Origin of the sequence: Chryseobacterium sp. KMC2, assembly GCF_016756935.1 — a bacterium.
GTDB lineage: Bacteria > Bacteroidota > Bacteroidia > Flavobacteriales > Weeksellaceae > Chryseobacterium > Chryseobacterium rhizosphaerae.
On record NZ_JAESIT010000016.1, the window covers coordinates 89989 to 112851 of the forward strand.

The window sequence follows — 22863 nt, forward strand, 5'->3', positions numbered from 1 at the left end:
TTAACATAAACGAAAGAATCAGCAAATAGGAAAATTTACTGATTCTTTATTTTGCTAGCCAAAAGAGGCTATTATTTTATCTACAATGAATTGTGCCAGTTTTTCTTTACTCTGATGAGTCCAGCCGGCAATATGAGGAGTTACAATAGCCTTTTCTGATTCGAGAAGAAATTTTAAATCTTCATTTTCCGTTTCTATATTTTCAAAAGAAGATTTTTCATATTCCAGCACATCCAGGCAGGTTCCTTTTATTTTTCCGGATTTCAAAGCTTCTACTAAGCTTTTAGTCTTTACATTCTTTCCTCTTGCGGTATTCACAAAATAAAACTCATTTTTCATCTCAGCAATAAAGGCTTCATCAATCAGATAATGAGTCTGTAGAGTGAGAGGAATATGAAGACTTAAAATATCCGCAGACTGCTTAAGTTCTTCTAAAGTGACCTGTGTAGCAAATTCGTCAGAAAGCCCAGGAAGGATATCATGAAAAATCACTTTACAACCAAAACCTGAGAATCTTTTGGCTGTAGCTTTTCCCATATTTCCGTATCCTATAAGACCTACTGTTTTCCCCAGCAATTCATCACCTCTGTTCTCTTCACGTTTCCAGACACCGTTCTTTACTTCCTGAGAAGCAATAAACAATCTGTTCATTATAACCAGCAGCATTCCTACTACATGTTCTGCAACAGAATCTCTATTTCCTTCAGGAGAGTTGATCAGCTGAATTCCCAATGCTTCAGCAACAGGAATATCAATATTCTCCATTCCGGCTCCTACTCTTGCAATAAACTTCAGGTTCTTACCTTTCTCAAGGAAATTTTTGTCTAATGGAATTCTGCTTCTGATGATAATACCATCATAATGTTCAATTTTATGACAAACCTCATCATAAGAAGAAGTAAAATCTTCTTCCAATATAAAGTTTTTTGCCAGAAGCTGTTCGGTAATAAGAGGGTGATTTTTATCTAAAAGAAGTATTTTCATAGCTTAAACACGAATGACACAAATTATTTTTCACAAATAACACAGATTATAATGTACCATTGATCACTCTTCTTACTCCGTTTTTAAATTGAAGAGTATTAAAGTTAATCAACATTCCAAGTTTACAGTTACTCAGCCGAAGATAGGTAAGTATTTGAGCCAAATGAACATCATTTAAGGTTTCTACCGACTTTATTTCTAACACAAATTTTTTCTCTATCAGAAAATCGAGTCTATAGCCTACATCCAATTTTACCTCATCATAAATCAAAGGCATTGGCTTTTGTTTTTCCACAAGAAGATTATACTTATTCAGTTCATAAAACATACATTCTTCATATGCACTTTCTAAAAGTCCGGGGCCTAGTGTTTTATGAACCAGATATCCTGCTTCGTAAACAATTCTTGATATATCATTTTCAGAAATATCCATTTGTACTATTTTTCATCTTAACCGACACCAATCATTTGTGAGAATTTGTGCCGGGCATTTGTGATATTGGTGTTTTATTTATTTTTTGTCCTTCTTTGGCTCTTGTGGCTCCTGAAATAACTTTTTAAGTTCCACAGATTCCAGAGGTTTCATTCTTCCGGATAGAATTAAAGAAAGTTCTTTTCTACGGAATGCTGCAGCAAATCTTTCTTTTTCCTCCTCTGTTTCCGGAACCATCTCCGGGATAGGAATAGGACGGTTAAATTCATCTACAGCAACGAAGGTATAAATACCTGCATTGGTATGAATCTTCTTCTGGTTGATAGGGTCATCCAACCATACATCGACATATACTTCCATAGACGTGGAAAATGCTCTGGAAACTTTAGACTCCAGCACTACTACTCCACCTTCCGGAATTGGGTGATTAAAGGAAACATGGTTTACAGAAGCTGTTACCACTCTTCTTTCACAGTGTCTTGCTGCTGAGATAGACGCACAACGGTCCATTTTTGCTAAAAGCTCACCACCAAAAAGGTTTCTTAAAGAATTTGTTTCGTTCGGAAGAACAATGTTAGTCATAATGGTCAGAGATTCTGACGCTTTTTTTATTTTTGCCATCTAGTCTTAGTGTTGTTTCGGGCAGCCGGAGCAGGTTTTGTTCCTTTTACGGCAGGTTTTACTAATGAATCTTTTTTCAGAGAATCTGAAACGGTCATGTCCGGTGTATGGGCCACTACTTTTACCGTATCTTTCACAATTCTATGGGTAGAAGTCTGTACGGAAACATTATTAAAGGATTTCTTTCCAAAAATAAACTCCTGTTTAGCATAGGCCAGGTATAGGATTCCTGCCACCGGAATAATCAGCAAAAAAGTCCATAGGATTGTTTTCTTGAATTTATAATCCTTTTCCCTGTTTTCTGAAGCATGAACTTTCTCTCCATTATTGATATCTGAAAATCGTATTTCTTCTAACCCATAGAAATCGGGATGTCCTGATTCTATTCTTTTTCCTTTGAAATGGGTATGCCCTTCTTCAATGAAGATGTTTCCAAGATTTTGAATTTCAAGAATCTGTTCTGCCTGTAGCTTTTTCTTCCAAAAATCAGTCTGTATCTTCAGATCGCTTCGGGAAGCCTCCAGCGACATCTGTTTTTGTCCGGCTATAAAAGCAGTTAATTCTTCAGATTGTACTTCATAATCTATGGTAAAATCAATCTGACTGGCTGGCGGAAGAATACTTCCGTTTTCAGAATTAATAATGGCCTTAGAATTTTTCAGGGAAAACACGCCAAAGCCTGGAACTGTAGCAGTTCCAAATTGTTTCAAGTATTCTAAAATATATGCTGAAATATTCATTTGGCAGCAAATTTATAACTTTTTCATGACTTTTTAAGACATTTAATCTTATATAAAAAAAGACTGCCAAAACAGTCTTTTGCTTATTATCTATTAAAATAGCGATAATGTTACCTATAATCCCCTTTAACTATAAAAAGGTAAATAGTATTAAGATTCAAAATCAATTACATGATCAATATAAATCACTATTTGATTCTATACTTTTTTTATCATAACTCCTTTACAAATTATTGAATTTTCCAGCTGATTCCAAACATAAAATTTGTTCCCGCCTGTGAAAAATAATAAGGTGTTCCTTCATACACAGAGCCGTTATTGACATATTTTTTATTAAACAGGTTATTGACCAATAATTTCAATGCAATGTCATTATTAGCAATTTTAAACTGGTATTCCGCATTAAAATCTGTCAGCAGATAATCTTTAAGCTGTAAGTTTTTATCTTCGGTGTTATCCAGATACTGTTTTCCCACATACTGATTCATTAAAGCAAACTGGAAGCTCTTGGATGGGCTGAATTTCAATCCTAGGTTAGCCACTACATCCGGAGAAAAGGAAATTTGTGTATTTCCAAGGTTTTTAAGCACCCCTTCATTTTTAATATTAAAATCCTGATTTCTGTTCTGGCTCAAGCTTACATTCCCTGAGATCTCCCATTGTTTTGACAGTTTTGCCAAAGCACCAAGCTCAATTCCCCTTCTGTAACTTTTTCCGGAGTTTGTTCTGATAAATGCTCCTACGTTATTAAGCTCTCCATTTAAAACCAGTTGATTGACATAATACATATAATATAAGTTGGCTGTCAATGATAAAAATCCAAACTGTTTTTCCAGACCAGCTTCAATATCGTGAAGTTTTTCAGCTTTCACATTTTGATCCGCAAGCAGGTCGTCCCTGTTAGGCTCCCGATGGGCATGGGCGTAGGACAGGAATATTTTTCCGTTTCCTATTTTATAATTTACCCCAGCCTTAGGGTTAAAAAACAACCAGTTTTTCTTTATATTCCCTCCTTCTCCATCACCGCTAAGGATAATTTTTGTATCATAATGAATACTTCTCAGCTGTAAATCTCCAAAGAATTCGAAATCCTCTACTTTTAATAAAGCTTTTGCAAATCCTGCTGCTTCATTTTTCACGGAACGACCTCTGTAATACTCATAATCATTAATCTGTGGAAAATAAACTCCCGTTACCGTTCCATAGTGCTTCCCATAATATTGGTTCGCCACAACTCCGAAGTTAAGATCAATATTTTCAAACTTCCCATACAATGTAGAAACCAAACCATAGAAATGATTATCCAACCATTTTTTTCTGATAAAGTCAGTTTTTTCAACAGCTACCCCGTTGACGATAGGAACTTCCAGATTATAGTCGGCATAATGAGTAGATTCCTTATCTCCTTCGTTTACTCTTTTATAATTTTCGTAATATCCTTTTCCTCTGGTATAATGCAAAGTCGTTTCTAAACTCCAGATATCATTAAACTTCTGCTCCCACAGAAACTGATAATGATTTTGGCGGTAGTTATCCGTTTCACCATCATAAAATTTCTTTTCTCCGGTAAAAAGGTCTTTATATCCCCCTGAGCTATTGTACTTTGGATTAGTTTCCCAGGTTTCTCTATCAATACCATTCCAGGCCTGATAAGTTCTTTCCTTACCTCCGAAAGCCATCAATCGTAATCTTGTTTTACCTTCTTCAAATAAGGCGGTAAAATTATAAGAATCCAGATTCGCTGAAGCTCTGTCAATATATCCGTCAGAATGGATATGAGAATATCTTCCCATCACAGAAAGCCTGTCTTTCCAGAACTTTCCGGTTCCAACCTCAGCTGAATATTTATAGGTGTTGAACGAACCATAGCTATCATCTGTTTTAATATAAAACTTCTCTTCCGGATCTTTTGAGATCACGTTGATACTGGCTCCAAATGATGAAACTCCATTATTGGAAGTTCCTACCCCTCTCTGAATAACAATCTGTGACGCAGAACTCGTTAAATCCGGAACATTCACAAAAAATGCACCCTGACTTTCTGAATCGTTAAAAGGAACACCATTCATCATGATATTAATCCCTCTTCCTGCTACTCCACGAATTCTAAGGCCAGTATAGCCTACACCGTTACCAGCATCTGAAGTCGAAATAACAGAAGTTTGATTTTTTAAAAGCATAGGAAGATCCTGCCCCAGGTTTTTCCCGTCTAAGTCTTTCTGGACATTAATAATTTCCTTTGCAACCGGAAGTCTTTTGGTAAAGCTAACCCCTTCAATCTCCCTTGTTGTAAGAGAGTCTTTATTTTGAGCCTGCATAAAGGCTGCTGAGCCTACGGTAAGCCCTAAAAAAAATAATCCTTTCATTCTATAAATCTTTAACATTTAATGAATAAAAGGGGATCGATAAGATATTATACATTTCGACTTACAACAGTCGGTGTGTCCCTAAACAGCATTACCTGTTCCAGGTTCATTGGGTATAATCTCAGCCTGTTAAAGCACCCCTTTATTTCAGCCGCGAAATTACAAAAAATATATGAGATGTAGGAATGGGGTCTGGTGGCGGGATACTAAGTTTTTTATTTTACAAAATAGGGGTGATCAGCAAGTAATGTGTCATGGCTCATCTCTAGTAGGTTTTGTTATTTGCGTCAATATAGTAATATTCTTTGCCGTCTTTGGTTACTTCAAACATTTTACCCAGCTTCCAGCTGAAATTTCTTTTTATATTGGAATATTCGAAAGGAACAATCACTTTATTATTTACATCTATCACACCAAATTTATCATTCTGGGAAGCCACAATCATGGGGTCTGCTACATCATCACCCTCCATGATGTACAGGTATTGATATTGAGGGTAAATCTGATAATCTCTGTAATCTGCCGCATTGACGAATTTTGATTTTTCAATGATCCCGTAAAATCCATTCAGAACATAGGCCTGAAATAGCTGCTGCTTGTAGTCTCCAAACTTACATTTTCCAAGATCTGCATCTTTGAACTGATAGACTCTTTTTCCTTTTATATCAACCCGGTAAGAAATCATATCTTTTTCTACTGTGGCATAGTTTTTTGTCCCGAATTTCCTGATTTTTTCATTCGGGGAGTTCAAAAGATTACAATCCTCATAAAAAAATACAGCAATATGATATTCCGGCTGGATAATAAATTTCCCTTTTTGGTTGACATATCCAAACTTATCTTCTTTCTTTTTAGGAATAAGAAGAGGCAGGTTCTCATTAATAACTACCAGATCAGAATTAGGTTTAGATACTGTACTCCCTTTCTTTACCGTGGTTTTCGCAACATTTTTAACCGGCACTTTCTTCACAGATTTAGTCTGTGAGAAAATGAAAATCGAAATAAAAACGCACAAAACATTCAGGATATTTTTCATATTCGTCATTTGTCTGCAAAATTACGGCCAAATATAGAATTTATCAAATTCATATTTATAAAGAATCTAAATAATTTCATTCCCATAAAATAGTAAAATTTCGTAATTTTGGGGAACATTTTGAATTGTTTGATAATTTTAAAACTTTAAAAAAATTGTAGATTATACTTACTTTTCTCCGGATCATACCGTACACTCAAAATGCGGGAACTCAAAATGTTATTTATAAAGACCGGTAAAAAGAAGTGACAGTACTAACAACTGTTTCATATATCTACCTTTAAAAGAGAAAGACTTCTATTATGAATATTTATAAGGATTACATCAAAGAGATTGAAGAAAGAAAAAACCAGGGGCTTCATCCAAAGCCAATTGATGGTGCTGAATTACTAAGCGAAATCATTGCACAGATTAAAGATTCAGGTAATGCAGATCGAACAGATTCTCTTAAATTTTTCATTTACAACACTTTACCTGGAACAACAAGTGCAGCAGGTGTTAAAGCAAAATTTTTAAAGGAAATCATTCTAGGTGAATCCGTAGTAGAAGAAATATCACCGGCTTACGCCTTTGAATTGTTATCTCATATGAAAGGAGGTCCTTCTATTGAAGTATTACTTGATCTTGCCTTAGGTAATGATGCCGCTATTGCCAAAGAAGCGGCTAAGGTTCTTAAGACGCAAGTCTACCTTTATGAAGCGGATACTAACCGTCTGAAAGAAGCATTCAACAGTGGCAACGAAATCGCCAAAGAAATCCTGGAAAGCTATGCACAGGCTGAGTTTTTCACTAAACTTCCGGAAGTAGCTGATGAAATTAAAGTGGTAACATTTATTGCCGGTGAGGGTGACATTTCAACGGATTTATTATCTCCGGGAAATCAGGCGCACTCCAGATCAGACCGTGAACTTCATGGTAAGTGTATGATCACGCCTCAGGCTCAGGAAGAAATCAAGGCTCTACAGGCTAAACATCCTGACGCAAGCGTTATGCTTATTGCTGAAAAAGGAACAATGGGTGTAGGGTCATCGAGAATGTCCGGAGTAAACAACGTAGCTCTTTGGACAGGAAAACAAGCAAGTCCCTATGTTCCATTTGTAAATATCGCTCCTATTGTTGGAGGAACAAACGGAATTTCTCCTATTTTCCTTACCACAGTTGATGTTACCGGTGGTATTGGTATCGACCTTAAAAACTGGGTGAAAAAACTGGATGCAGAAGGAAACCCGATTCGTAATGAAAATGGGGAGCCTATCCTTGAAGAGGCTTACTCTGTTGCTACAGGAACTGTACTTACGATTAATATAAAAGAGAAAAAATTATATAACGGAGATCAGGAGCTGATTGACATTTCTAAGGCATTGACTCCTCAGAAAATGGAATTCATTAAGGCTGGAGGATCTTACGCTATCGTATTTGGTAAAAAATTACAGACATTCGCAGCACAGCTTTTAGGAGTTGAAGCTCCGGTTGTTTTTGCTCCGTCAAAAGAAATTTCTCACGAAGGACAAGGTCTTACAGCTGTAGAAAAGATTTTCAACAGAAATGCTGTAGGAACAACACCTGGAAAAGTACTACACGCTGGTTCAGACGTTCGTGTAGAAGTTAATATCGTTGGATCTCAGGATACAACAGGTCTTATGACTTCTCAGGAGCTTGAATCTATGGCGGCTACAGTAATTTCTCCAATTGTTGACGGTGCATACCAATCAGGATGTCACACAGCTTCAGTATGGGATAAAAAAGCACAGGCAAATATCCCGAAACTAATGAAATTCATGAACGAATTCGGATTGATCACAGCCCGTGACCCTAAAGGGGAATACCATGCTATGACCGACGTAATTCACAAAGTTCTTAACGATATTACAGTAGACGAATGGGCAATCATTATTGGTGGGGATTCTCACACAAGAATGTCCAAAGGTGTTGCTTTTGGAGCTGACTCAGGAACAGTAGCTCTTGCACTGGCTACCGGAGAAGCATCTATGCCAATTCCTGAATCTGTAAAGGTAACTTTCAAAGGAGACATGAAAGAGCATATGGATTTCCGTGATGTTGTTCATGCAACTCAGGCTCAAATGCTTAAGCAGTTTGGAGGTGAAAATGTATTCCAGGGTAGAATCATTGAGGTTCACATCGGAACGCTTCCTGCTGACCAGGCATTTACATTTACAGACTGGACTGCAGAGATGAAAGCAAAAGCTTCTATCAACATTTCTGAAGACAATACCCTAATCGAATCATTGGAAATTGCAAAAGGCAGAATCCAGATCATGATTGATAAAGGTATGGACAATCATAACCAAGTTCTTCAGGGATTAATTAATAAAGCTGATAAGAGAATTGCAGAGATCAGATCTGGTGAAAAGCCAGCTTTAACTCCTGATGCAAATGCTAAATATTATGCTGAAGTGGTGGTTGATCTTGATGTAATCGTTGAACCAATGATCGCTGACCCGGATGTAAACAATGATGATGTTTCCAAGCGATATACTCACGATACCATTAGAGACCTTTCTTATTATGGAGGTGAGAAAAAAGTAGATCTAGGTTTTGTGGGATCATGTATGGTTCACAAAGGAGATTTGAAAATTGTTTCTCAAATGCTTAGAAATATTGAAAAACAACAAGGTAAAGTAGAATTTAATGCTCCTCTTGTAGTGGCAGCACCTACTTACAACATCATCGATGAATTAAAAGCAGAAGGAGACTGGGAATTGTTAGAAAAATATTCTGCCTTTGAATTTGATGATAAAGCTCCTAAAGGTGAAGCTCGTACGGAATACAAAAACGTAATGTATCTTGAGCGTCCTGGATGTAACCTTTGTATGGGTAACCAGGAAAAAGCCGCTAAAGGAGATACTGTATTGGCAACGTCAACCCGTCTTTTCCAGGGAAGAGTGGTTGAAGATTCTGAACGTAAAAAAGGAGAATCATTACTTGCATCCACTCCGGTTGTTGTTCTTTCAGCTATTATCGGACGTATTCCTAATATAGATGAATATAAAGCAGCCGTTGAAGGTATTGATCTTACTAAGTTTACCCCTCCAATCAAGGAGTTGGTTCAGGTAGGTCATTAATAAAGTATAACAATAGCTTTAAAAATTATATAATTGAAAGATTTTGGTCCTGTAAGGATTTAAAATCTTTCAATTTTTTGTTTAGAATACTTCCATTTTAAGGGTAATACAATTTTTTTTCAAGAAAATCAACAAAATAAATTCTATTTTTTCTTAAATTGAAAGTTATAAAATCTCTTGATTTATCATCAAAAGTATGCTCATTTATAGATTATAGGAACATTTTTTGATGTGTTTGTAGAACGGTTTTTATCTCTCAAAATCAGAGAAAGAAACATTAACAGAAAAAGAACAAAAACTAAATTTAGATATGACTTTTGATATTGATATGATCAAAAAAGTGTACGAGCGTTACCCTGAAAGAATTGCAGCAGCAAGACAGATCGTGGGAAAACCTCTTACCCTTTCAGAAAAAATCCTTTACACCCACCTTTGGGAAGGAAATGCTACACAGGCACATGAAAGAGGAAACTCTTATGTAGACTTTGCACCAGATAGAGTAGCCATGCAGGATGCAACTGCACAGATGGCACTTTTGCAATTCATGCAGGCAGGAAAAGCGAAAGTAGCTGTCCCGTCAACGGCTCATGCAGATCACCTTATTCAGGCGAAAGTAGGTGCTGATAAAGATTTGCAGGAAGGAATCAACAAAAACTCTGAAGTATTCAACTTCTTAAGTTCTGTATGTGATAAATACGGAATTGGTTTCTGGAAGCCCGGAGCTGGTATTATCCACCAGGTGGTATTGGAAAATTATGCTTTCCCGGGAGGGATGATGATCGGAACAGATTCACACACCGTAAATGCAGGAGGTCTTGGAATGGTAGCCATCGGTGTAGGAGGAGCTGACGCAGTAGATGTAATGGCGGGAATGGCATGGGAACTTAAAATGCCTAAACTTATCGGGGTAAAACTGACGGGTAAAATGTCTGGATGGACTTCTGCAAAAGATGTGATCCTGAAAGTAGCCGGAATCCTTACTGTAAAAGGAGGAACAGGATGTATTGTAGAATATTTCGGCGAAGGTGCAGAATCTCTTTCTGCAACAGGGAAAGGTACTATCTGTAACATGGGTGCTGAAATCGGCGCTACAACTTCTACTTTCGGATATGATGATTCTATGAGAAGATATCTGACTGCAACAGGAAGACAGGACGTTGTAGATGCAGCTGATAAAATTGCGGAACATTTAACAGGTGATGCTGAAGTATATGCAAACCCAGAACAATATTTTGATCAATTAATAGAAATTAACCTTTCTGAATTAACACCTCATTTAAACGGACCTTTCACTCCGGACCTAGCAACTCCGGTTGCTGAATTCAGAGCTAAAGCTGAAGCAAACGGATGGCCAATAGAAGTGGAATGGGCTCTTATCGGTTCTTGTACCAACTCTTCTTATGAAGATTTATCAAGAGCTGCTTCTATCGTTGAAGATGCGGTAGCAAAAGGTGTAAAACCTAAGGCTATTTTAGGGATCAACCCAGGTTCTGAGCAGGTGAAATTTACTGCTGAAAGAGACGGTTTCTTAGATTCTTTCAGAAAATTTGAAAACGCAAGGATTTTCACGAATGCCTGTGGACCATGTATCGGACAATGGGACAGAGAAGGAGCTGATAAAGGTGAGAAAAACTCTATCATCCATTCTTTCAACAGAAACTTTGCAAAGAGAGCTGACGGTAACCCAAATACTCACGCTTTTGTAGCTTCTCCAGAAATGGTAGCTGCTGTAGCAATATCCGGTAGATTAGACTTCAACCCAATTTCTGATACGTTAACCAACGAAGCCGGTGAGCAGGTAAAACTTGATGAACCTAAAGGTTCTGAGCTTCCTGCAAGAGGATTTGCAGTAGATGACAATGGCTATCAGGCTCCATCAGCAGATGGATCCGGTATTGTGGTCAATGTAAGCCCTACTTCAGACAGACTTCAGCTATTGGAAGAATTCCCTGCCTGGGACGGTAAAAATATTGAAGGGGCTAAGGTATTGATCAAAGCTTTCGGAAAATGTACTACCGACCATATTTCTATGGCTGGACCATGGTTGAAATACAGAGGTCATCTTGACAATATTTCAAATAACATGTTGATTGGAGCTGTAAATGCTTACAACATGGAAACGAACCACGTGAAAAACGAAATCACCGGTGAATATGGTGAAGTTCCGGCTGTACAAAGAGCTTATAAAGCAGCAGGTATTCCTACTATTGTTGTAGGGGATCAAAACTATGGTGAAGGTTCTTCAAGAGAACATGCTGCCATGGAGCCTAGACACCTGGGTGTAAAAGCCGTACTGGTAAAATCATTCGCGAGAATCCACGAGACCAACCTTAAGAAACAAGGTATGCTTGGATTAACTTTCGCTAATGAGGCTGATTATGACAAAATCTTAGAAGATGATACAGTTAATTTCTTAGATCTTGACCAGTTTGCTCCAGGAAAGCAATTGACGTTAGAATTCGTTCATGCTAACGGAACTAAAGATATTATTATGGCCAACCATACATACAATGATCAACAAATCGAGTGGTTTAAGGCTGGTTCTGCACTGAACCTGATTAAGCAACAGGAAAATTAAGATTACTTGTTAGATTAATATAAAAGACGGCTTCTGTTGAAGCCGTCTTTTTATTTCAGTTTATCCAAAAGGTTAGTTCGGTAGATATCTCCAATTGGAATTTCCTGCTTGGAAAGCATCACCTTTTTTGCTCCTATGCTTTTTATTTTATCCAGATTTATGATAAAGGACTTGTGAATGCGTATAAATTGATCAGGAAGTTGATTTTCCATTGATTTAAGCGTATCAAGAACGATATATTCTTCATCCTCTGTCCTGATATTTACATAGTCTTTAATGCTCTCAATATAAAGAATATCATTAAAGAGCAAACGATGTTGCTGTCCGGAAGACTTGACAAAGAAATGGGAATCTGTTTCCTCATTAACCGAGAAACGTTCTCTGGCTTTTAGGGCACTTTTTTGAAACCGGTCAAAAGAAACAGGCTTCAGCAGATAATCAATTATATTATGCTCGTATCCTTCCAGTGCATATTCCGAATAAGCAGTAGTTAAAATATACTTTTGCCTGGCTCCCACAATTTTCATGAAATTAATCCCTGTAAGCTCCGGCATCTGGATATCTAAAAAAATAAGGTCAGAATCATTATCTTTAATATATTCTAAAGCCAATATAGGATTCTCGGTAGAAAATACCAGTTCAAAAAAAGGAATCTTCCGGATATAGTTTTCAAGGAGAGATATGGCCAGGGGCTCATCATCTACAACGACGCATTTAATTGTATTCATCTCGTAAATCAATCTTTAAATCTACTATAAATTCTGTTTCTGAGTCTTTTATATTCAGTTCATATTTCTGAGGATAAAGAATTTCCAGTCTCTTTTTCACATTCTCAATACCTATCCCAGACGCTGTATCTTTCATCTTTTGATTTTTAAAATTGTGAAGAGAAAAATGAAGGCTTCGGTTTTTATCGGAAACTTTCAGAACAAAACCTTTATCCCTGAAGTCACCATGTTTAAAAGCATTTTCTACAAATGGAACCAAGAGCATAGGAGAAATATTGAGTTTTGGATGGGTGATATCTTTTTCGAAAATCAGCATTTCAGCGTTTTTTATTCTCAGTTCTTCGAGCCCGATCAAGCTCTCAATATACCCAATTTCTTTATCCAGGCTGATCACATCTTTTTCAAGATCTTTCGTACTGTATCTGAGCAGCTCACTCAGCTTTTCAATTGCGGGTAATGATTTATCTGAATTCTGATAAACAAGGGAGTAAATGTTATTTAAAGAATTAAAAATAAAGTGGGGATTGATCTGTGTTTTCAATGCCTGAAGTTCTGCTTGTTTTTTCTCTATCAGGAGTCGTTTTTTATCATTTTCAGCCACCCCGTATTTCTCTAATATCCATAAAATTCCTGCTATGAAAGTGGTGAGAGAGCTGCTATAAATATTATCAAAAAAATAGTATGTAAGTCCTGTTCCTTCACCATAGTTTCGAAACCCAACGATCTCCTGCAAAATTATTTCTTCAAGAATATAACGCAGTCCTGCAAAGCAAAGAAGAGTCAATACAAAAACTATTACAGCTGAGTAAAGCTTATCCAGCTTGAAGAACTTTGGGAAAATAAATATATATGAAATATAGAAACTCAGAATCTTTACCATAAAAAAAGTAATCCTGAGAATACTTACTTCATAGCTGCTTCTCTCCGGGAAAAAGAAATTAGGAGTAATAACCGTTCCAAAAAAATCAAAACTCCAATAGATAATCTGAAGCCAGATAATTTGCTGTTTTTTCATACTCAAATATAAAGCTCCGCCAAGGAATTTATCTACAGTTTTCGATGAAAGGCTCTTTTTTTCCGATAAAACTATTTTCACACCCATGAAACAAGCCTTCGTCTAATCCCTGTTTTTACAAGAATATCCACCTTATACCTTTGTCCCAGAGCTGTAATAAAACCTCTCTTACATACAATGAAAAGAACTATTTTCTATATCTCAGTGTTATTTTATTCTTTTGCGGTAGGGCAGACTAAAGACTCTGCAATGGTAAAAAAGATCGAAACGGTTACGGTAAACGCTAAAAAAAATTTGGTAGAACGTAAAGTAGATCGTCTTGTCTATAATGTTCAGAACTCTATGCTATCCCAGGGAAGCTCAGGAACAGAAGTATTAGCAGGAACTCCTTTTCTTAAAGTGGATGAAGATAAAGGTCTTCTTTCTATTGCCGGCAAAAATGGAGTCTCTGTTATGGTTAATGACCGAATGCTTAACCTTTCCGGTACCGAGCTCATCAATTACTTAAGAAACTTACGTTCTGAGAACATCCTGAAAATTGAAGTCATCACTACTCCGCCCTCAAAGTATGAAGCTCAGGGAAATAGCGGGATTATTAATATTGTTTTAAAAAAAAATCAACTTCTTGGTTGGAACGGTTATCTGACCACGTATTATAAACAAAAAACCTATGCCGGATTTGGGAGTGTGGCAGGGGTTAATTATCAGAATGAAAAATTAAAAGCAGCAATAAAACTACAGGGATTTGATGAAGAAAAACGTTCTGTAGAAAATTATCAGGTTATGGGAAAAAGTTCTTCGGTTAACAGAGATGACAGAAGGGATATGAATGATGGACTTGGGTTTAATGCGACACTGGATTACTCATTATCCGAAAAATCCAATATAGGAATGGTTTATGATATGTTGAAAGGACACTCCAATATGGATATTCATTCGGGGCAAAACTACTTTACCGACGACACTCTAAACTTCCAGACCCAAACTGATTCTAAACACCGTTCTGATTTTACTTCCCAAATGCTGAACCTTTATTTTGATCAAAAGCTAGGAGATCATAAGCTGAGTTTTGGAGCTAATTATTATGGAAACCTTCCGGATACTCAGGTCAATTTTAAAACCATAAATATGGCAGATCATTCAGAACAAATGGTCAGAAATCTATCTTCGGTGGACTATAAAATCTATTCCGGACAGGCTGATTTGACTTTAAATCTTAAAACCATTCAAGTTGAAGCCGGTACCAAGTACAGCCAGTTTTCGAACAACTCAGCTATTGAGTATTATAATATGATCAGTGGAAATTATACCATTAACCCGAAAAAAAGCAATCTTTTTAATTATAATGAAAAAAATTATGCAGGTTACTTCAGTGCCAGTAAAGATTTTGGTGAAAAATGGTCTGCAAAAATAGGCCTGCGTTACGAATATACCGACACAAAAGGATTTTCACCCACCACAGAGTCTCAGTCTGACAATAGGTATGGAAAACTATTTCCCACTGCCTATATTTCTTATAAGGCTGATGCTAACCATCAATTCAGTCTTACCTATTCCAAAAGGATTAACCGCCCTTATTTCCGAGCTTTAGATCCTTTCCGCTGGTACTCCAATCCAAATACTTATTATACCGGAAATCCGAGCCTCCAGCCTTCATTCAACCATAATATTGAATTCAATTATATCTTTAAAAATAAATTCTCAGCTAATCTCTACTACCAGAGAACCTTGAATAATTTTGACCAGATCACATTTTTAGATGGAATCCAGCTAACCAGTACCTATCAAAATTATTACAATCAAAACAATTATGGGATCAATCTTAACTATACAGATATTTTTTTCAAAATCTGGGAAAGCAATCTTTCTGCATCCTTCAGCTGTAATGAAACCCAGATTACCCAATTCAATGCCGTCCCTAAAAGTGGGCAAGCCTTCTATTATTCTACCAACAATACTTTCAGACTCAATAAAGCCAAAACGTTTTTTCTGTTTTTAAATTACTGGCATAATCTTCCATCAAGGGATGGGTATATGTCCGTCAGAAACAGGGCCAGTGCTGATGCCGGAATAAAAATGAGCTTTGCAGAAAAAGCATTGCAGATTAACCTTTCGGTAAGTGATATCTTTAAACAATCCGGATATAAAGCCAATATGTATTTCTCCGATAATACACAGTCTTTCAATAATTATTGGGACGCCAGAAGGCTGACCTTAAGTATCACCTATAATTTCGGCAACCAGAAGCTGAAAAATGAGGAGAGAAAAATTAATTTTGAAGAAAAAAACCGGGCACAATAATAAAATCCGCCTGTTTATTCAAACAAAAAAAGCAGAGATTAAGTCTCTGCTTTTTGCTGCCTTCTGCCTAAAATTTAAATTCTACTCTCGCAAACACAAAGCGTCCTCCGATACCATACTGAGAAACCTGTCTGGAATAGACAAACTGATTATCTGCCGTTAATGAGCTTATATTAGGGCTTTTGGAAGGAAGTATATTGAAGAGATTATTACTTCCAACGGTTGCTGAAATATTCTTATTAAAATCATACCCCACCGAAAGATCCGTCACAAAGCGGCTATTTAATACAAAATGCTCCCCGCTTTCTGTGATGCCATCAAAATTGGCATCCACAACATCTGCATCTGTCACTTTACCGAAAAAAGAATTTCGAAGTACAAGGCTAAAGTCTGATAATTTCAGGGTGTTGGATAATGTTGCTTTTATCCGGGGTACAGCCTCTTCGAAATAGACTCTGTTCGGCTCAGAAAAATAATTATCTATCTGGCTTACTAATTTCGGGGATGCGTGGATATCTCCAATTCTTTTGGTTTGGTTCAGGTTGATGCCCAAATTATTTTCCAGGGAAACACCTGATGAAATTTTCGAAGTCTGAGAAACTGTAATATCCAGTCCTTTTGTCTGGGAATCCACAGCATTGGCAAAAAAATTAGCAGCGCTTGCTCTTGCCACATCGAAAGCATCCTGAAGAACTGCCTGATCTGAACCTGGGGTAAAACTGCCATTAGGACGGAAGAAAAGGTCTGTAAGGACTACCCTGTCTTTTATTTTTATATAATATACATCGGCTGTGAATGCCAGGCTTAATGCCGGAATTCTCCATGTAATTCCCGTACTGTAGGATTGTGATGTTTCCTGCTTTAATTTTGGAATACCAAGAGCCTGTGCTGCCTCAGAATTATTCCTGAAAGTACCTACCTGTGTTGTTTTTCCTTGCTGAATCAATGTGGAAGTAGAACTATAATAAATCTGAGCTAAAGAAGGTGCTCTAAATCCTGTAGACACGGCACCTCTCCAATTGAAATTGGGTGCCAGTTTTACATTTGTTGCCAGCTTATAATTAAATGTAGATCCAAAGTCTGAATAGTTTTCATAGCGCAGAGCACCTTCGAGTAACCATCTGTCTGTTACTTCAAGCTCCACATCAGCGTAGGCCGCTACACTATTCCGACTTCCGGAAACAGCATTTTCAGGACTGAAACCAGGAAAAACCTGAGCTCCTGCCGGTCTTATATTTCCAAAAAAGTCTGTTACTTTTTCATTTTCAGGTGTATTGGCAGTAACCACATTCCCAAAAATATCATAAGAAGCATAAGAGTTTTCCTTTCCGACGTTTACTTTGTAGTTTTCATATCTGTATTCCCCTCCAAACGCGAGGTTAAGACCATGCAATACATTATATTTCTTTGAAAAATCAAGATTGACCGTGTTCTGTGAAAACTCAGATCCTCCAGCTTCAAAACTTCTTGGAGAATGGTCTGTCAGAGAGGCATTAAAGGTATTCACAACACCAAAGCTAAAGGCATTTTTCCCAAATGTATTACTGAAATCTACGTTCCAGCCACTCCATTTTCCTTTAATTCCTGCTGCAAGGGAATAATCATTCACTGTCGCTTCAATCTGAGGCAGATATCCATTAGGAGTAACCGCATTGATGTTTCTTTCGTTATTTGGAAGGCGATAAAAACCGCCAGCATTTCCAAGACGGTAGCTGTATCCCCCAAAAGAATAGACTTTCCAATCGTCATTAACCGGTATTTCAGAATTAAAGAAAAGCTGTGCCGACTGTAATTTAGACTGCCCGGCTCTAAGACTGAAGTCTTTTCTTTCCAGTCCCCTGTAAGCAAGCTCCTGACTGGTAAAATCACCGCCTAATAGCCCCTGAAGGTCAGAAATACTGTTTGCATTGGAAATCTGAGACTGAAAACCGGAGGAGAAATAATCTACTTTTGTTGCATATTGTTTAATGGTACTGATGATCTGCTGGGTATTGGACGTGTTTTTGATATTCTTATACAGCCCATCAATATTAACACCATCCTGCAAAGCTCTGTAATTGACAGCGTTGTAAGCATTGAAAATGTCTCCTTCCCGAACACCGGCTCTGGAATAAGGATCGCGGTATTGTGCAGAGGTTGTAATATTAAAAAAACCGGCTTTTCCGATTTTTGCTCCGTAATTAAGATCCACAGAAATGGTCTGCCCGTCAACTCCTCCCGAAAAATTATTAGCAACAGGTGAAGCATATCCTCCTAAAAATACCTGTCCGGAAAGTCCCAATCTTTTTTTCAGCCCCAGGTTAACAACACCGGCAATGGCATCAGATCCATATTGAGCGGAAGCGCCATCCCTTAACACCTCTATCTTATCTAAAGCAAAAGCAGGAATTGCATTAAGGTCGGTTCCTACAGAACCTCTTCCCGGAGTAAGTGTTACATTAATCAAAGAAGACTGATATCGTCTTTTTCCGTTGAGCAACACCAAAACCTGATCCGGACCCAAGCCTCTTAAAAGGGCAGGATCTACGAAATCAGTACCATCATTAACGGTGTGTGAAGTAGATGAAAATGAGGGAACGATATAGTTTAAAGCCTGGCTGATATTATTGACAGGACTTTGTTTTAGAATTTTTGAAATATTAATGATATCTACCGGAACCGGAGTATCAGTTAATGATCTTCCGGAACCTCGCGATCCCAGGATGACCACATCGTCTATTTTTTTGGACTGTACTGTATCAGACTGCGCGTAATAAAATGTTGTAATAAAGGCAGCTGAAGTGATAAGGATTTTTTTATTGAAATGATACATGTGTTTTATTTTTTTGTTGTGAGGATTTACTTTTAAGCACTACAAATCCTGTAACCTTAAATTTTAAGGTTAGCATAAATGTTTGAAATGTTGGTATTATTTTTTAGAAATGGAAAAGGCTAGAAACAACAACGCATGCCCATGTAGAAATGGCATGAGAACATATCAGAATAATGAAGTCCGCCTTCATGATCTGAGGAATAAAAATTGACATGTGTAATGAGATTTCCCGTGTCTTTAAACATTGATTTTAACTTTAAAACAAAAATTCAAGATGGGAGAAATGATAGAATGATAAACATTTTTTCCGGAAGATCCGGCTTATCGATTGCAGCACCTTGCTTGTTTTTGCAGGTTGCTATCCCATCTAGAGATTCTTGATAATTACCTGGCAAAGATATAATTATTTCAGAAATAAAAAAATATTTGACATAAAAAATTAATTTCCATCATTTTATCGTAACAAATTCTCCTTTTGAGCGTCTAACGGAATAGTAGTAAAAAACATTATGAAAAAAACTGTATTCGCTTTATCACTTGTAAGCTCAGTTTTTATTTTTTCTCAGGAAAAAAATAATAACCAGCCTAAAGAAAAACAAATTGACGGTGTAGTGATCACCAAAACTAAAAAAGCAGTTGAACAAAAAGCAGACCGTACTGTTTTTGATTTCTCTGAACAGCCTCAGCTCAACAATGGGAATGTGTTGGAAGGGATTAAAAAACTTCCGGGACTTGTAGCCACAGACATCGCGGGAATGATGTATCAGGGAAAAATGCTGGATGTTTATCTTAACGGAAGACCTTTAAACATTACTTCTAATGAATTAAACTCATTTCTTGAAGGCATGCCTGCCAATTCTGTAGAGAAAATTGAAGTGATTACCCAACCGGGCGCAGAATTTCCGGCAACCTCCGGAGGAGCCATCATGAATATTGTTACGAATAAAAATGCCAATAAATACTTAACAGCTACTTATTCCGGAAATTATACGTTCACAAACTATGATAAGTATAGAAACAGGGTAACTAACTCAATTAACCTCAACGCCAGAAATAAACTCTTCGGATGGCAGCTTAATGTTGGCCAAAACTATCGTGAAAGTATGCTTAATACTCAGCAGGACAACCTTCTGTCTGGAAATACGGACCGATATGCCCGTGGATATTTTGCAAAATCAGGGGTAACCTTTGAGCTTGGGCAGGACAGATTATTGCTTAACTACGACATTTACCACAATAATAATGATAACTATACTCTAAGTAATGGTCTTGCTGATCTCCTTGTCAGCCAGGATCCTGATGTTTATAAAGAAGCTAAATTTGATGCTTTTGATGCAGCACGTACCAACAGCCTGAGACAAGAAGCTGTGGTGACCTATCAAAAGCGTTTTGCAGACAAGTCCCAAAAGCTGGATTTTCAGTTTGGCTATACAAAGTCTGATACCAAGTTTTCTCAGGATAATTTCTTTCGGGAAGGTTTTTATACAGAAAATGGGAAACCTTTTGCCTATGCAGGAGGGAATGATATTCTCAACAACAAATCGGATATGAGAATAGCCAACTTCAAAGTTGATTACTCACAACCCATTAAACTTCTTGATGGTGGAAAGTTAAGTGCAGGAGGGTTATATGAAAGACAGGATTATGATACTAAAAGCTTTGGGTTGACCAATTTAGAATATCAAAGACAAACCGCATCTACCTATTTAGAATTTCAGGCAAAACTTAAGAAGTTTGATTTTACATTAGGAGGACGTGCTGAAAACTATGATATTTCCGGAGTAACAAGATACATTAACAAAGATAAAAAACTTGTTCAGGATGATTTAATTCCTTTTAATAAGTTTAAGTTTTTCCCAAATGCCAGCATTCAGTATAGCATGATGAATCAGGTGTATGTTGCGGCAAACTATAACAGAAAAATCAGTTTACCGAGTATTTCTGCTCTTAACCCCAACAATACCACATTTGCAGGTCCCAATACCCAAATAACCGGTAACCCGAATCTTCAGCCGACCATTTTTGATAACTATGAGCTTAAGGTTTCTGCTTTTGATTATGCATTTATCGGCTATAGTGTAAGTTCGGCAAGCAACCAGGTTGCACAGATTATCAGAAAAGACGGTAAAAATCTGTACAATGAGCAGATTAATATTTCTAATATGAAAATCCACAATTTCAATGTAGGTCTTCCTATTCCTTTTATGATATTCAGCAAACCGATAAGTGAAATCATGAAGTTTAATTTTAATCCTGATAAAATCAACTTCATGTATCTGTATGCAGGATATCAGAAACATGACATTGAAAACCTCAACAATAAAGGGTTCTGGATTTTTAATGTGATGACTCAAATTATCCTTCCTAAGGAAATCAATATGAATGTTAATTACAGCTATTTAACACCCAAAGGAGGATATTTCTATTTTACAGCAGATAAACCGTTCAATAACTCCCTTAATATTACACTGACTAAAAAGTTTTTGGACAAGCGCCTTACGGTTTCCGTATTTGCTAATGATATTTTCAACAGCCAGGTGATGCAGGCTTATTCCAGCCCACCTGAAGGAGAAAGGGTTATGATACGATCTAAATATGATTCAAGAAACTTCGGTTTTTCAATCAATTATAAAATTCCTACCAGAAACAAACTGGCAAAAGAAGATCCCAATATCTTAAACCAAACTAAAAAAGAAGATACCGGTGTCATGCAGCAGGGACAATAAATAAATTTGTTAAAAATTAAAAGACAGTGATTATTTCACTGTCTTTTTTTTATCTACTTTTCGCTTTTTACGTGATACAACAGGTATCTGCAAGATTTGTGGAAATCTAAGTTTAGAATGAAGCCAATGGAAATGATATTTTATTGATCAATGAGCTAAGACCTATTCCTAAAAATCCAATGTTTGAAACCTCCAATCCAATGTATCAATGAGTGTTAGCTGGTTCAGATTCACGGGAAGCCCGCTGATTATTTTCAGAACCTGAAGAGCCATCATACTTCCAACGATTCCCGGTAAAGCACCCAATACTCCAAGGCTGTCACAATCCGGCATATCTTCATCAAAAGGAGGTTCCGGAAACAGGTCGCGCAGGTTTTTGCTTCCTTTATGATTGAATACCGCCAGCTGTCCTGAGAAGCCAAGTATACTTCCATAGACCAATGTTTTTTCCAGCTTTGCACAGGTATCATTCACCAGATATCTTGTTGAGAAATTATCGGAACCATCTACTACTACATCATATTGGGACAGCATATGTTCTGCATTTGAAGCATTAATTTTCTCGTTGATCCCAATAAACGCTACCTGATGATTGAGGTTTTTCACAAATATTTCTGCACTTTTTACTTTAGGCATTCCCATATTATTTTCATTATGGATTACCTGCCGGTTTAGGTTATGAAGCTCCAGATGATCAAAATCCATCACAGCTAAACTACCTACTCCAGCGGCGGCCAAATATTGGATAATGGGACTTCCCAGGCCTCCCGCTCCTATGACAAGAACTTTTGAAGCCATTATTTTCTTCTGTCCTTCCAGTCCTATTTCCTCAATAAAGATCTGACGGCTATACCTCGCAAATGTATCTTCGTTTTTCATCGTTGGTCATTAACATATTTACCATTTAAACACCGCTATATATGGAATCCCAGTCTTTCATGACAGGATCATAGCCTGATTTTCTAATCATATTCCTGATCTCCTCCATACTTCGTTCATCACTGGTTTCAAACTGTTCCAAAGATTCTTTGTCCACAGAATATCCTCCGGGATTGGTTTTGGATCCTGCACTCATCGCGGTAGCCCCCAGAGACACAATATTATTTCTGAAAACTTCATTTTCCCTGGTAGAGATTGAGATTTCAAGGTCTTCATTCCATATTCTGTAGGCACAGATCAGTTGAAGCAGATCTTTATCTTCCATTATAAAATTGGGTTCAATAATTCCCTCTGCGGGTCTCAGTCTGGGAAATGAAACTGAAAATTTACTTTTCCAGTATTGCTTCTGAAGATAATCTATGTGCAATGCATTGAAAAAACTGTCTACCCGCCAATCTTCCAGCCCTAGCAGAACTCCCAGTCCTATTTTATGAATACCTGACCTCCCTATTCTATCCGGGGTATCCAGGCGAAAATCAAAATTGGATTTCTTTCCTTTCG

At 37.2% G+C, this 22863-nt stretch carries 14 protein-coding genes, 1 pseudogene and 1 riboswitch; of the genes and pseudogenes, 4 read left to right on the forward strand and 11 right to left on the reverse strand.

Features of this window, described 5'->3' with window-relative positions; translation table 11 throughout:
• Positions 1–54: 54 nt before the first annotated feature.
• The 6 genes from JML65_RS17750 to JML65_RS17775 form a co-directional block, all read right to left on the reverse strand.
• Complete coding sequence (locus tag JML65_RS17750) at positions 55–984, reverse strand: 2-hydroxyacid dehydrogenase (RefSeq protein ID WP_202271600.1); 930 nt, start codon at positions 982–984, stop codon at positions 55–57.
• 46 nt (positions 985–1030) lie between these two features.
• On the reverse strand, positions 1031–1411 hold the full coding sequence (locus tag JML65_RS17755; RefSeq protein ID WP_202271613.1) for a GxxExxY protein: 381 nt from the start codon (positions 1409–1411) through the stop codon (positions 1031–1033).
• An 84-nt stretch (positions 1412–1495) separates the two neighbouring features.
• Positions 1496–2038, reverse strand: coding sequence for an acyl-CoA thioesterase (locus tag JML65_RS17760; protein WP_047492349.1), 543 nt, complete (start codon positions 2036–2038; stop codon positions 1496–1498).
• Complete coding sequence (locus tag JML65_RS17765) at positions 2026–2778, reverse strand: hypothetical protein (protein WP_047492347.1); 753 nt, start codon at positions 2776–2778, stop codon at positions 2026–2028. The genes JML65_RS17760 and JML65_RS17765 overlap by 13 nt, the downstream gene beginning before the upstream one ends.
• A gap of 230 nt (positions 2779–3008) precedes the next feature.
• Positions 3009–5144 carry a TonB-dependent receptor gene (locus JML65_RS17770; RefSeq protein ID WP_202271601.1) on the reverse strand — a complete coding sequence of 712 codons (2136 nt, stop codon included), beginning with the start codon at positions 5142–5144 and terminating at the stop codon, positions 3009–3011.
• Between the two features lie 265 nt (positions 5145–5409).
• On the reverse strand, positions 5410–6180 hold the full coding sequence (locus JML65_RS17775) for a WG repeat-containing protein (protein WP_237390927.1): 771 nt from the start codon (positions 6178–6180) through the stop codon (positions 5410–5412).
• A 302-nt stretch (positions 6181–6482) separates the two neighbouring features.
• Between JML65_RS17775 and JML65_RS17780 the strand changes: the two genes are divergently transcribed.
• Positions 6483–9263, forward strand: coding sequence for a bifunctional aconitate hydratase 2/2-methylisocitrate dehydratase (locus JML65_RS17780; RefSeq protein WP_202271603.1), 2781 nt, complete (start codon positions 6483–6485; stop codon positions 9261–9263).
• Positions 9264–9573: 310 nt separating this feature from the next.
• A complete protein-coding gene (locus tag JML65_RS17785) occupies positions 9574–11841 on the forward strand; it encodes an aconitate hydratase (RefSeq protein WP_047492335.1) in 2268 nt (755 codons plus the stop codon).
• Positions 11842–11891: 50 nt separating this feature from the next.
• Here JML65_RS17785 and JML65_RS17790 read toward each other — a convergent pair whose 3' ends face one another.
• On the reverse strand, positions 11892–12569 hold the full coding sequence (locus JML65_RS17790) for a LytR/AlgR family response regulator transcription factor (RefSeq protein ID WP_202271604.1): 678 nt from the start codon (positions 12567–12569) through the stop codon (positions 11892–11894).
• On the reverse strand, positions 12556–13584 hold the full coding sequence (locus JML65_RS17795; protein WP_202271605.1) for a sensor histidine kinase: 1029 nt from the start codon (positions 13582–13584) through the stop codon (positions 12556–12558). The genes JML65_RS17790 and JML65_RS17795 overlap by 14 nt, the downstream gene beginning before the upstream one ends.
• Before the next feature lie 177 nt (positions 13585–13761).
• Between JML65_RS17795 and JML65_RS17800 the strand changes: the two genes are divergently transcribed.
• Positions 13762–15885, forward strand: a complete 2124-nt coding sequence (locus JML65_RS17800; RefSeq protein WP_202271606.1) for an outer membrane beta-barrel family protein — start codon at positions 13762–13764, stop codon at positions 15883–15885.
• 67 nt (positions 15886–15952) lie between these two features.
• On the opposite strand, the gene JML65_RS17805 is transcribed toward JML65_RS17800, so the two are convergent.
• The gene (locus JML65_RS17805) at positions 15953–18697 is read right to left on the reverse strand and encodes a TonB-dependent receptor plug domain-containing protein (RefSeq protein WP_202271607.1); all 2745 of its coding nucleotides are present in this window, start codon (positions 18695–18697) and stop codon (positions 15953–15955) included.
• A 291-nt stretch (positions 18698–18988) separates the two neighbouring features.
• Positions 18989–19086: riboswitch (SAM-I-IV-variant riboswitch) on the reverse strand.
• Between the two features lie 120 nt (positions 19087–19206).
• Between JML65_RS17805 and JML65_RS17810 the strand changes: the two genes are divergently transcribed.
• Positions 19207–21423: an outer membrane beta-barrel family protein gene (locus JML65_RS17810; protein ID WP_202271608.1), complete on the forward strand. Its 2217-nt coding sequence runs from the start codon at positions 19207–19209 to the stop codon at positions 21421–21423.
• A gap of 168 nt (positions 21424–21591) precedes the next feature.
• Here the strand turns inward: JML65_RS17810 and JML65_RS17815 are convergent, their stop codons facing one another.
• Both JML65_RS17815 and thiH read right to left on the reverse strand, forming a co-directional pair.
• Positions 21592–22302, reverse strand: a complete 711-nt coding sequence (locus JML65_RS17815; RefSeq protein ID WP_202271609.1) for a HesA/MoeB/ThiF family protein — start codon at positions 22300–22302, stop codon at positions 21592–21594.
• 25 nt (positions 22303–22327) lie between these two features.
• Positions 22328–22863, reverse strand: a pseudogene (gene thiH / locus JML65_RS17820) (2-iminoacetate synthase ThiH); the annotation flags it as partial.

What these genes read in the sequence shown, in the direction of transcription:
- JML65_RS17785 (WP_047492335.1), top strand. Translation starts at nt 9,574, where the DNA reads ATGACTTTTGATATTGATATGATCAAAAAAGTGTACGAGCGTTACCCT.
- JML65_RS17810 (WP_202271608.1), top strand. Translation starts at nt 19,207, where the DNA reads ATGAAAAAAACTGTATTCGCTTTATCACTTGTAAGCTCAGTTTTTATT.
- JML65_RS17750 (WP_202271600.1), bottom strand. Translation starts at nt 984, where the DNA reads ATGAAAATACTTCTTTTAGATAAAAATCACCCTCTTATTACCGAACAG.
- JML65_RS17770 (WP_202271601.1), bottom strand. Translation starts at nt 5,144, where the DNA reads ATGAAAGGATTATTTTTTTTAGGGCTTACCGTAGGCTCAGCAGCCTTT.
- JML65_RS17815 (WP_202271609.1), bottom strand. Translation starts at nt 22,302, where the DNA reads ATGAAAAACGAAGATACATTTGCGAGGTATAGCCGTCAGATCTTTATT.
- JML65_RS17795 (WP_202271605.1), bottom strand. Translation starts at nt 13,584, where the DNA reads ATGAAAAAACAGCAAATTATCTGGCTTCAGATTATCTATTGGAGTTTT.
- JML65_RS17765 (WP_047492347.1), bottom strand. Translation starts at nt 2,778, where the DNA reads ATGAATATTTCAGCATATATTTTAGAATACTTGAAACAATTTGGAACT.
- JML65_RS17805 (WP_202271607.1), bottom strand. Translation starts at nt 18,697, where the DNA reads ATGTATCATTTCAATAAAAAAATCCTTATCACTTCAGCTGCCTTTATT.
- JML65_RS17780 (WP_202271603.1), top strand. Translation starts at nt 6,483, where the DNA reads ATGAATATTTATAAGGATTACATCAAAGAGATTGAAGAAAGAAAAAAC.
- JML65_RS17775 (WP_237390927.1), bottom strand. Translation starts at nt 6,180, where the DNA reads ATGAAAAATATCCTGAATGTTTTGTGCGTTTTTATTTCGATTTTCATT.
- JML65_RS17790 (WP_202271604.1), bottom strand. Translation starts at nt 12,569, where the DNA reads ATGAATACAATTAAATGCGTCGTTGTAGATGATGAGCCCCTGGCCATA.
- JML65_RS17760 (WP_047492349.1), bottom strand. Translation starts at nt 2,038, where the DNA reads ATGGCAAAAATAAAAAAAGCGTCAGAATCTCTGACCATTATGACTAAC.
- JML65_RS17800 (WP_202271606.1), top strand. Translation starts at nt 13,762, where the DNA reads ATGAAAAGAACTATTTTCTATATCTCAGTGTTATTTTATTCTTTTGCG.